General features: G+C 38.4%; 10 protein-coding genes and 2 pseudogenes. 5 read left to right on the top strand and 7 right to left on the bottom strand.

The window, feature by feature from the left end; genetic code table 11:
* Positions 1–801: 801 nt before the first annotated feature.
* The 4 genes from IV87_RS08990 to IV87_RS10940 all read left to right on the top strand — a co-directional run bounded on the left by IV87_RS08990 (position 802) and on the right by IV87_RS10940 (position 3906).
* Positions 802–1908, top strand: a complete 1107-nt coding sequence (locus tag IV87_RS08990) for an SLC13 family permease (protein WP_057807510.1) — start codon at positions 802–804, stop codon at positions 1906–1908.
* 193 nt (positions 1909–2101) lie between these two features.
* Positions 2102–2482: a DUF1722 domain-containing protein gene (locus tag IV87_RS08995; RefSeq protein WP_057807511.1), complete on the top strand. Its 381-nt coding sequence runs from the start codon at positions 2102–2104 to the stop codon at positions 2480–2482.
* Positions 2483–2676: 194 nt separating this feature from the next.
* A complete protein-coding gene (locus IV87_RS09000; RefSeq protein WP_035168938.1) occupies positions 2677–3069 on the top strand; it encodes a UPF0236 family transposase-like protein in 393 nt (130 codons plus the stop codon).
* A 49-nt stretch (positions 3070–3118) separates the two neighbouring features.
* Positions 3119–3906 (top strand): IS5 family transposase gene (locus IV87_RS10940; RefSeq protein ID WP_143053178.1). Its coding sequence is split into 2 segments (ribosomal slippage): positions 3119–3386 and positions 3386–3906, totalling 789 coding nucleotides; the frame shifts between segments, so codons are not numbered across the junction.
* A 4-nt stretch (positions 3907–3910) separates the two neighbouring features.
* Here the strand turns inward: IV87_RS10940 and IV87_RS09015 are convergent.
* The 7 genes and pseudogenes from IV87_RS09015 to IV87_RS09045 all read right to left on the bottom strand — a co-directional run.
* Positions 3911–4150 (bottom strand): annotated as a pseudogene (locus IV87_RS09015) (hypothetical protein); the annotation flags it as partial.
* 277 nt (positions 4151–4427) lie between these two features.
* On the bottom strand, positions 4428–4985 hold the full coding sequence (locus tag IV87_RS09020; RefSeq protein WP_003567312.1) for a hypothetical protein: 558 nt from the start codon (positions 4983–4985) through the stop codon (positions 4428–4430).
* A 200-nt stretch (positions 4986–5185) separates the two neighbouring features.
* Positions 5186–6514: a glycoside-pentoside-hexuronide (GPH):cation symporter gene (locus tag IV87_RS09025; RefSeq protein ID WP_057807521.1), complete on the bottom strand. Its 1329-nt coding sequence runs from the start codon at positions 6512–6514 to the stop codon at positions 5186–5188.
* 167 nt (positions 6515–6681) lie between these two features.
* Positions 6682–7269, bottom strand: a complete 588-nt coding sequence (locus tag IV87_RS09030; protein ID WP_057807513.1) for a recombinase family protein — start codon at positions 7267–7269, stop codon at positions 6682–6684.
* Positions 7270–7416: 147 nt separating this feature from the next.
* A pseudogene (locus IV87_RS09035) lies at positions 7417–8839 on the bottom strand (ISLre2 family transposase).
* A 236-nt stretch (positions 8840–9075) separates the two neighbouring features.
* Entirely contained in the window at positions 9076–10395 is a 1320-nt protein-coding gene (locus IV87_RS09040; protein WP_057807515.1) for a PTS sugar transporter subunit IIC, read from the bottom strand.
* Positions 10396–10434: 39 nt separating this feature from the next.
* The gene (locus tag IV87_RS09045) at positions 10435–11091 is read right to left on the bottom strand and encodes an AAA family ATPase (protein WP_057807517.1); all 657 of its coding nucleotides are present in this window, start codon (positions 11089–11091) and stop codon (positions 10435–10437) included.
* Positions 11092–11127: 36 nt separating this feature from the next.
* Between IV87_RS09045 and IV87_RS09050 the strand changes: the two genes are divergently transcribed.
* Complete coding sequence (locus tag IV87_RS09050; protein ID WP_057807519.1) at positions 11128–11811, top strand: MurR/RpiR family transcriptional regulator; 684 nt, start codon at positions 11128–11130, stop codon at positions 11809–11811.
* The last annotated feature ends 443 nt before the right edge of the window (positions 11812–12254 follow it).

Raw genomic sequence — 12254 nt, forward strand, 5'->3', positions numbered from 1 at the left:
TAACTTCAATTAAGCTACTTTGCCGAAAATATTGTTAACGGATAAAGTCTCTTCTCAACGGAAGAGATTTTATTGATTAACCAAGCCGCTTATAATATACATCGTACACCTAAGTGTACAAAATTTATCTCGGTAAAATATGCGTAATTGGCCTGCTCATCACCCTATGGGCGGGCTTTTTGCGTATATTGATATCAAGTTGTTTAGCTAGGGCCTACCCTATTGTAACTAATGCGAACGGAGAGTATTGTTAGTTACATATAAGTGACCCGTAATCATTCTCAGATTGGTTTCGGTAAATAATCATTGGGATTTGCACATGACTTTGGCTTCTTAAGGTTCTAAGGATCTTATCGCTATTGAAATCTGATTAGTTCCATTTCTGGTTAACATGCATATATAATAGGGAGAAACTCATTTAGAAAGATTAATGAACCATCAATACATTTTCTAACGAGTTGACCAGTAGCACCAATTATTGATTGTCTTCAGCATTTGTTTCATATCCTTTCAGGCATCGGAAATGGCGTCACTGAAAAACCGCTCTGTCTCCAAAGGAGTGTGGGTGTTCATGAATCTTTGGATTTATGTTGAGATCTGGTTACTGAACAGCGTTAAAAAAGTTGTTGCTGTTTTGAATACTAAGATACATCTGATCATAAGGACAAAAAAAGTATGTAGAAAATTTGTAAAAGTAAGAATTGTACAGGCACAAGAATGACTATACAAACCTTTCCCTAGTTACGTCAAAGTATTTTACACAAACTGATACTATAAAATCAGGAAAAAGGAGAGCGCCTAATGGGCTTAGTTTTTCGCCGCACCATCAGCGATAAAATTTTTATTACTGCTTTAATTTGCGCGGGATTGAGTTTTTTGATTGGGACGCCACGGTTTACCGATATTAACTGGAACACGATTGGAACGCTCTTATCGCTTATGATCGGGGTTCAGTTATTACGAACCATGCATATTTTGGATGCATTAAGTAACTGGCTTTTAGTCAAATCACAACATACTCGACAGATGACGCAATTTTTTATCTTATTGGCATTCGGTGGATCAATGATTTTAACCAATGACATTGCTATCCTAACTTTAGTTCCCACCTTTATGACAGTAAATCGGCATCAGAAGGGAGCAATTGCTTACCCATTAACTCTAATCGTGATGGCGGCCAATCTTGGAAGTTCATTTACACCTATTGGGAATCCTCAAAATTTGTTCCTTGTGACATCTTATCACATTGATATATTAACCTTTTTCAAATTATCGGCTCCTCTGATGATTGCCAGTCTGATTCTTCTGGTAGCGTTAAGCTTGTGGGTACCACGAAAGTCCTTAACGATGGTTCCCGCAAAATCAACTACCATTCATGTTAGTCAAATTGGTATTGCAACTTCCCTGATTGGGTTTATTATGCTCGGAATTTTTAACTTGATACCAATTTCATTAGTTATTATTGTTACTATTATTGTTGGTTTGAGAATTGATTGGCACGTCTTTCAACATGTTGATTACGCTTTGCTCTTAACATTCGTCTGCTTTTTCCTTTTTGTTAGTGCTATTAGTCACAACTCCTATATTACTCTCTGGTTAAATCAGCTAATGCAAACACCGCAGAGCGTTTATATTGCTAGCCTAATGACTAGCCAAGCGATTAGTAACGTTCCAGCCGCTATCTTACTGGCCAATTTTACAAAGTACTTACCAGCCTTATTCCTAGGTGTTAACATAGGTGGATTGGGATCAATTGTGGCCTCCCTTGCAAATTTGCTTGCAGTAAAACAATTATTGCTGTTTAGCGAAGAACAGTCATTGAGGCATTTCCTTAAAGTGTTCACTGTGTTAAATCTGATTGGTTTATTAATTTTGGGTGTTTTTGGATGGCTTTACTTGTTAATGTGAGCACGGTAGCCACCATAAACAATTAAAGTTTCTTGAAAGGTGCTCTTTCAATCTGAAGTTGAAGTCTCTTAACCAAGCAAACTAGACACAAAACTCATGAAGGTCCATTCACGAGTTTAGCGCAAACTTTTCAATCTACTTCAGTAGAACGCTCTGATGCTTTACGTATAATGACATAAAATGGAGATAAAATATGAATTGGCAAAAAGTTTGGGCAGTCAACAAATATTGGGTAATGTCTAAATCACAGCAACAATATGATTACATTCGTTTACTGGCGAAGAATAATCAATGGATGCCACAAAAGACACAAGAACTAGGGAACATCATTGACTCACTTGAATCGGTTTCGCCAACAAAACAAACATTAACAACAACGTATCAACATATTTGGGGATATTTCAAAAAAAAATGTACCGATGAAGAGTTACATCAGTATTTAAGATTATTAGATAATTTGCAACCGAACAATGATAAACTAGGACCTTTTTTGGCCCAATTAACTAACAAGTACCAAATTGATTACCTTCAAAAGTCTAGAATTATAATTGAGCTTAACGAAAGAAAAGACTAGTCTGTTTTTACAAAGTAAATTTTAAATTCTCCCAAAATTACAGACTCATTATATAATACAGGATAACAGATGAAATTTAAGGCTTAGCGTAAAGTTTAAGTGGGTAAATTATCAGAAACAAAAAGGGAGCGATCCCTACTCATGCTAGAATGTTAATGACAAATCAACCAGCTAGCAATTAGGAGGAATCACTCTTGAACTCTATCTTACAACAAATCATCACAGAAATGATGACATCATTTGGAAACTCTGCCTTTGATTTACTGACAGGAAAGTTAGACTTTGCCAATCTAGTCATCGAAACTCAAAAAAGTTTTGGAAAGACTCTTTGTCAATTACTTGGTGTCATGCTGGAACAACAAGATCAGGTTTTGGCGGATTCTTCCTACCGGAAGCAGTTTTTTAAAATCAAAGATATGCGTGAACGCCATGTCGATACCAGCATTGGCACTGTATCTTTTCGCCGTCGGTACTATGAAGATGTTCGTACCAATGAACGCATCTTTTTGCTTGATGAGCAGATCGGCCTTGAAAAAAGTAATCGGCTCAGTCTCGACCTCAAGGCCAAGTTATTAGAACCTGTCTAGTATCTGCTGAATCTGGTAGAATTGTGGAAAACCGACTGAGGAGTTTGTCATGCCAGATTATCCAAGCAATATTTCTCGAGCGCAATTTGCGTTAATACAACCTGATTTAGAAAACTTCCGCAAGCATACAAGACCGCGTTGTTGTGATCTTTATGACGTATTCAATGCCATCCTTTACTCGCTTACTACAGGGTGTCAATGGCGTGAATTACCGCACGATTTCCCGGAATGGCACACTGTCTACCGCTATTACGATATGTGGCGAGATAAACCAGACCAGACAGCTGATTCGCTATTAGAAAGGCTTTTAAAAAAACTGTTGCTTCCTATCGCTTTGCACAGGGCCGATCGGCCCGAACGTCGTTTGTGATTGTTGATGCTCAAAGTGTTAAAACCACTGATTTAACGAAAAATAGTGGCTACGATGGCGGCAAAAAGATTTCAGGGATTAAGCGTCATATGGCGGTTGATATTAATGGTTTACCACAAGCCATTCTCGTGACACGAGCTAATGTATCAGATCGTTCAGGTGCATTGGCTATGTTTAGTTTGGCTAGCCAAACTTTAGAGCTCGTTCAGCATGTCATGGTTGATGGTGGCTACACTGGCAATGACTTTGCGGATCAGGTGAAGCTCATTTTGAATGCTAAGACGACGGTAGCTAAACGCAACGAGTTGCATATGTTCACGGTGCTACCGCAACGATGGATCGTTGAACGTTCATGGAGTTGGCTAGACAAATGTCGGCGACTTTGGAAAAACTGTGAACGCGCCCTTAACAGCAGTCTTCAAATGGTTGTATTGGCCTTCCTGAAGATAGTTCTTAAAAGATACTAGACAGGTTCTCAGAACTGCTCATTGCTGCACTTGTCTGTTTCTTGTCAGACTCAATTGTGTCTTGGCTAATTGCCGCTTGTCCGCTCGCATCGTTCTGGTGTGAGGATGGATCGGATTTTGGCGCCGCACGGTCATGTTCGGTGATGTTTGTCTCACCGTTGTCGGCTACAGGGACAACGGCGCTGCCGACCTGGGTCAGCATCAACATCGCCAACATGACGATATGGATCAACTTCTTAGGCATCTGTGCGCCTCCTTCCATTGTTTCTGGCGTCTCTCTTCTTCCAACACCAGCTTAACAAGTTGACCCCGCGCAAAGGAATGATAATGTTCGTTATTTAACAAGATATTTTTAACAGTTCATACTTATTGACATTATAGGTATTAATCTGTACATATAATGTAAAAAGCTCTATTTATAGGTAAATAAGGTCTTCAAACCCAAAAGTAGCCTTGAAACAGCCGGCGTATTGCCAGTAAGCTTCAAGACTACTTATAGGTTATTTATTCAACTAATTAGTTTAAGCTTTGATGATTTTCCCAACTGCAATTGGTAAAGTAACGTGGGCATCGTAGTTCATGACAGTTCCTTGAACAGTAGCCGGTAGCTTCAAGGTATCCGGCACACCATGAATATAAATGACCCTTTTATCAAGCTGCAAATCGTCACTGCCAAAAGCGGCTTTAAACGCTGTCTGCAATTCCTTCAGATCAACGAGTTTGTCATAAGCATAGTGACCTTCTGCATCAGCCACTGGGTAACTGTCATTTGGCACATGCATCTTGGCCGGTTCAGCGTCAAATGGCACCATCGTTGTACCGGAAACCGGTTCTGTTTCTGGCAGATCAACGAAACCGTCACCATTAGCATCTTGTGCCGCTGTGGCGATTTCTGCTGGCTTACCATCCGGGAATCCGTGGAAATGTTCCCAATGCTGCACATTAGCAGGTGTATCAAACATATCGATATGAATCTTCATTTGCGCACCATCAATCGTGAACGTCGCGGCACCGTGCGGCGCGGTGCCAATCTTCTCAGCGTTCAATGGCACGATTTCTGCTGTATACTTTTCAGCCATGCAAACCACTCCTTTTAGATTTAGACTCAGTTTCAGTATAGTGCTAACTGGAACGACTCACAATCTATTGCATTTCAAAAGTGAGGTTGCAAGATTATTTGGCCAATTGCAATAACCGTTGGCGCAAAAAGGTAATAATATCACACCGCACCGGTGTTAGTTAGCAAATCAAAAACTATTATTTAGAATATAATTCGGACTTATTTTCTTGCTTCTATTGCTCGTTCAATCCGCCCCTCATCATAAAGCCGCAATACAAAATACATCCCCACATAAATAACCAACGGAATCCAAACATAATTCAAATTAATCATGGTGAGAGTTGCGGCATTCTGGGTTCGATTGGCAACGTAACCCGAAAAGTGAAACAAACCAGCTGTAATCAAGCCGCCAACACCAAGGCCGACGTTAACGCCAAAGTCATCCGTTGAAGCCAGAATTCCCTCGGCTTGGATCCCCATGCTGGCACCATAACGGATTGTGTCAGCAATCATGATTGAGACGAGGCCGATAATGATCCCATTGCCAATCGAGTTAATCAAGACACCGCCAAACAAGAACCACAGTATTTTGGTATAAACCCCAACCGTAATCACGGCTTGACCAACCAGCGCTATTAAAATACCGCGAAGCATCGTTTGCTTCTTACTGCCAACCTCGGTAATTCGAATGATCAGCAATACCCCGATTAACGCTGCCAGGGTAAAACTGTTAGCTAGTGGCACCAGGTTTTCGTTTCCCACCGTATATTTAAAATAGTAAATGGTTGTCTGATTCTTAATTGCCGTCACCAGCCAGTACATGAGAATCACGATTGACATAACGATCCATGGCTGATTATGTTTCAACATTTTTAGGACAGTTGTTAACGGTTGGTGGGCAATTTCAGGATTCGCGAACCGTTCGCGAACATGGACAAACGTGTTGATAATCAAAAGAAATGAAATCAGGCTAAACACGATGATTGTGCCCAAGAACCCTTTTTGCTGATTACCGTGGCCGAAGAACGCAACCAAGGGTAATGTGAATACCGCCACCACAATTTGAACCGAACTGCCAAAGAATTGACGAATGACACCCAACAACGTCAACTCACGAGTATTCTGCGACATCGTTGGTAAGATTGACGTGATTGGCAGATTAACAGCCGTATACAGAAATCCAAGGCCTAAATACGTCACATATGCCCAGATTAATTTACCATTATACGAAAAGTTAGGCGTCACAAAGGTGAGAACCGCAAAAATAACGTAAGGTAACGAATACCATAGGAAGAACGGTCGGCTCTTGCCAAACCGTGAATGTGTGTGATCAATCATGATCCCGATGACAAAACTTTCAACAACGTCAGCTACCCGCGCCACGACAAATAAAATGGCCACCGCGCTTGGTGTCAGTCCATAAACATCCGTGTAAAAGAATAGCAAATAGGTCGTCATCATTTGAAAGACTAAATTATCGGCGGCGTCACTTAAGCCGTAACTAATTCGTTCGGGCCACCGTGTTACCCATTTCGTCGTGCTTTTCATCCCATCATCGCCTTTATCGAAATTGTTAATCAACTGTATCGTACTCTAAAATTAGTTCTCATGATATAGATTGTACACAATTTGGATGTAAGCTGATTCCTGAGACAACTTTTAAGTAAAGAAAATAGAAACCCTTTCAGTTAACATGTGCTAACCAAAAGGGGGCCCTATTTTCTTTTAATACCGTATTTCACACGGTATCGAATAAAGGTCGTCCGTTTAATACCTGTATTTCGGGACACATCAATGTCACTCATGCCAGCTCGATAAAGCTTAAAAGCATGTTGCAAACGGGGATCATCTTTGGCATATTGGGGTTTGCGCCCATGATATTTACCCTGCTGCTTAGCTAAGGCAATCCCTTGTTGCTGGCGCTCAATGATTCGCTTACGTTCACTTTCGGCCTGATACTTATAGAGTTCAATAATCAAGTTGGTCATCAGTTGACGTAAATTTGGGTCAGCAATCCCTGTCATGGACGGTAAATTCAACACATCTAGGGTGGCACCCTTATTTTGAATGGAGTTCATGATCTTAGTCAAATCATGGTTGTTTCTGCCTAAGCGATCTAATTCAGTGACCATTACAATATCACCCTCACGAATATAGGCCAGCATTTTTTGCAGTTCTGGCCGATTAGTGTTAGCTCCACTTAATTTATCCGTAAATAATTTATCAACGCCTTTTAAGGCCGCTAGCTGTCGATCTAAATGTTGCTCTTTGGAACTCACACGAGCATAACCGATTTTAGCCATTTCCAATTCTCCTTTTGGACAGTTCTAATGAACACTTGTAATTCCTAGTATAGCACAGAAATAAAAAAGACCAATAGGGTATACCCTAATGGGTAAGTGTCAATATTTTTGCGGTAGGCTATTAACCATTAGTCTGACCTTAATTTCTTAAATATTTATTTGACTTAATTTTCTGCCGAAATCATCCAAATAGCTATGACCTGCTGTTAAGCTTTCGATTGCTCCATGATGAATGCCTAGATGAGCTTCATGCGTCTTTCTTAGGCTGGCACGAACTGCACCTTTCAATTCTTCCTGATCACCAATATCGAGCTGTCCACCTGCAAACTCACTGCTAAGCCAGTATTCCAGCTCATTGTTTTTGATACAAGTTAGTACACGCAGAATTCCTTCGGCACCATCTTCTGACCAGTATTTTCCTTGCCCTTTGACGCGATAAGTATATTTACGGTGATTGCTCTCACAGCAGCCAATTGCCTTAATTACTGACAAATGACGCATCTTAAACGGCTTAATATCCACCCAGCGACGATGAAGATAGCTGCGCAGCCGCTTTAAGTTTTCATGATTTTCTGGCGTATTCAGCTCATCAACCAGATTGCTTTCAATCGTGTCTAAAATCACATCAGTTAAGTGACGGTCATATTTAAACTCAACTGCACTGATCAATTTGCTTTGCATAGCCGGCATAAAGCCTAAACGGTCCTTGATCTTTTTATTCAAGTGAAAGACATCCAAGAAGTGTTCGTGCTGCCGGCAATAGCCAACTATTTCATCAAAATCTTTCTTGGCATAACCAGCACCGCCATCGGCATTACTGATGATTAAAGTATCGCTTAAGTCATAGGTATTGGCTAAATAAGCTTTAATTTCTTGCAAAGCATCCAAGCGGCTTAAAGAAACAAACCCTTTGGCCTGAACTCTTTTCCTGCGCGTTTTGCTTAAATTAATAATATCCTCGCAGACCTGATAGCGATGAAACTCTAGCCGCTTCTTGGTGCCCTTGATCACAACGCCATCGCCTTCAAGATAAAGCACTGGCGCCTTTTTCTTTTGGGTAATGCCATCGTATCTTTCCTCAGACTGCTGCTGTGCTTTAATCTGTTTGCCTGCTTGCACAATCAGCTTGCCAACTTGGCTGTGACTAATCTTAAAACAAGAAAGGGTATTAACTGCTAGAGCGGTATTGCGGTAAGTAGCCACAGCACTAACTTGCAAAACATCTTTTACTGCCAAAACACTGTAACGCTTGTATTTGTCATAACCCATTAGCTTATCCAGTGGGTATTGGGCCTTCTTGCCTGGACAGACATATCTTCTGCGCCAATAGCTAATCTCACCAAAGGCAGTCACAACTGAGCGCTTATTTTTCTTTTCAATCTGATAGCCTTGCTTTTTAGTTTCTTCAACTAAGCCGGCATCAACTTCTTCTAGTGCTAATTTCATTAATTCTCTAATCAAATCAAAGAAGTAGCACATTAATGCCTTTTCACGAGCAATAACATTATTTTCAGACTTAATAATTTTCAGACTTAATAATTTTCACGATATCAGTTATAATAGATTCCATAAAAGACCAGCTTCTAATGTGTTTTTTGTTCTTAACATCAGACTACTGGTCTTTTTTAATTAATTATTCAACTTACCGCAAAAAATTATACACTTAGATATCTAATATAATAAAGCGTACTTGCATCTTCACAATAAACGTCAATCTAAGTATAAGAAAAAGGCAGATAAAAACATTATCATGTTTCTATTTGCCTTACACTTTAGGATATTTAACAAAGAGCTATTAATATCTTATTAAGCTGTTGCAACCTTCTTTAATTCATTCTGTTCAGCTACTCTAAAGAATGGGAGATAAATGACAATACCGATTGCAATTAAAATACATTCGAAAATTATGTTTCTCCAATCCATTGAGCTCATATAAGCTTGGAAGAAGAACGGGGTAAATGATGGATCAACAATATAACCCATTCCAATCCAATGTAAACTTTCAGCAATATAAGTTAAGACTATATTTACTATTGGCGCAATTAAAAATGGGATACCTAAAATTGGGTTAAAGCAAATTGGCACACCAAATATAATTGGTTCATTAATACTACAAATTCCGGGAATAATTGATAATTTACTTAAAACCCGATACTTTTCTACTTTACTGCCCATCATCAAAATACATAGAGCTAATGAGTTACCAGAACCACCTAAAACGGCAATTCTAAACATTTGCAAGTTCATTAAATGAGTAGGTGGTAATCCCTTAGCAACCAAAGCTGCATTAGCACCTGTTGCAGCGATACCAGTTGCAAAAACAATAGGGAAAATAACATTACTACCGTTAACACCGATTAGCCAAAGAAGATTACCTAAAGTTACAATCAAAATGTAACCCCATAAACTATTAGCTAAGAATGTAGCTGGTGTCAAACATTTCATAATAAAAGTAGTAAAGTCAGCATGTGTCATACCCACTAAAATTAAGTTTGCACCATAAAAGATGAAAATATTTACTACTAATGGAATTAATGAATTAATAAAGTTTGCTACCATCGGGGGAATGGAATCTGGAAGCTTAAGCTTTATATTACTCTTTTCAATTAAACGATTAATTTCTACAGCAAGCAATCCAATAATGATAGCAACAAATAATCCGTTTGTTCCTAAGTTATTGATATCAATCTTATTATTTTTATCAACAGTAGTTGCAACCATTAAAAAGGTAACTAATGAGATCATCCCATCAGTAGCAGGATGACTTCTACGATAACCTTTACTCAATTCATAAGCAATACCAAATGCACAAATTATCCCAAACATGCCCATTGTCATATTATAAGGAACTGTAATTTGAGCATAATGTGCAACTGCCCAATATTTCCATCCTGCAAGCCACTTCATAAAGAAGCTTGCAGTTGCAGGATTATACCTATCCATAACAATTGGAGGATTAGCAACAATTAAAAAGAAGGAACCAATTACCAAAAATGGCAATCCGAAAAGCATTCCGTTTGATATAGCTTGCAAATGCTTTTCATTTCCAAGTTTTTGTCCAATAGGCATTAAAACTTTATCCAATTTAGTAATCATTGAATCTTTTTTAACAGTAGTTTCAGCCATCAGAGATCACCTATTTTCTTTACTAAAAATAATTTTTAACTAAATTTGATATGGATTAAACTTGAATGCGTTAGGAATAACTTTACTCTCATCCCAGTTTTCACGAATCTTGTGATATTCATCCCAGTAATGGTTATCAACTTTTAATTGTGATGTAACTTTAGAATCTACTTCAAGGAAGTGCATGCTACCTCTGCCCATCTTCTTACCGCGGGTAGTATGTTTATCTAAAGCATAGTCAGGAATCTTTGGGACATAGCCTAATGCAAAGTTTTTAATTATAATATTCTTAAGTAAGTCTGATGAACGATCCTTAGTGGATTCGCACAAATAACGAATTGCATGAACAAACATCATTGCTCTATCAGGCTCATTGTAGCTAAAGTTTTGACGCATTTGATTTAAACTGTTAATCAAAATTGGAGCCTTAGGATTGCCCATACCTATATCTTCAACTGAAATTGCTTGAAGTCGACGCCACAATTTTTCTTCCATTTGTGGAGAAGAAATATACATTTCATAAGCAAATTCACAAGCTGCTCTTTCTTTTCCTTTACGGATTGATTTTTGCAAAGCAGAAATAACTTCGTCAGCAGCTAAACCATTACGAGTTCTGGTTCTTGCCCATGGATCTGCTAAAAATTCTTTATCTCTATTTTGTGGTACTTCGTTTTGTTTAACATCTTTTTCTGACATAATGAGTCCTTCTTTCGATACACGAGGAGAAAGCTAATGAACATTCAAACTATTTGTGAAAAATATCAATTAAATAAGGACGAACAAAAAATCCTCACTTATATGAACAGCCATAGACAAGAACTTAGAAACCTAAGTATTCGTGAATTGGCTAAAAGAACATTCACGTCTCCTAGCTTTATCATTAAGACTTGTAAAAAGATTAAGCTTTCAGGATATTCAGAATTGGTCTTTCTAATTACAGATACACCAAAGTTTCCTAATAATACTGAGAACGACTTAAAAGTAAAGTCCTATGTAAAGCCATTTTCCAACTTGATGGATAAGCATAAAGACTCAATGATCATGATATTGGGTAGCGGCTTTTCTCAAAATATTGCTAATTACATGAGTGAACATTCAAATTTACACGGTTTTAGATGTACCGCAAATTCTCATTTAGAGTTATTACGTAAAAATAAGAATGTATTAATCATCGTAATTAGTAATTCTGGAGAAACTAAGCGATTAGCCGAATTATGTATTCAAGCTCAGCAAAACAATCGAGATATTCTCTCATTCGTAGGTAATAGTAATTCCACCATTGCCCAAAATTCAACGCTTGCGATTAGCTCTGATACGTTTAATGCGTCTTCCTTTGACAGCCATTACCCTCAGCTGTTTTTTGGTCTAACACTCATCCATTTTGAATTATTAATGAGTTACTTTTTGTCTAGGTAGGTACCTTCCCTTAAGACACCTTTATCATAAGTGCAAACTCATTGATTTAAAAGGCTTTCAAGCATATCAAAAACAAGTGATAGTACCCCAACAACTGTAGCCAATCGTTTAAACATTCGCATCAAAGTGTCCCCCCTTTTGATTGTATTTGACAAGTTCAGTGTATCTCATAAACCGAACAATTTCAATGATATTCGCAAAGATTGTTAAGTTTTTACCAAATCGAACTGTTTACATAACTTTCAGTACCATTCATTTATTTGAAAGCCGAATGAAAACGTACCGAGAGAGCTAAATTGATCACATATCGTCATTTAGGGGGTAATTTGTCGTCAAAATCGGGACTACAATTTAATCCGATTCATCCGAAGCCGCTTATGGATGTTGGATTGAAGTCAATATTTGAGACAGGTTTTAAGAGACATTCAGAACCGCGTTTACCT

The organism is Pediococcus ethanolidurans, from assembly GCF_001437405.1.
GTDB lineage: Bacteria > Bacillota > Bacilli > Lactobacillales > Lactobacillaceae > Pediococcus > Pediococcus ethanolidurans.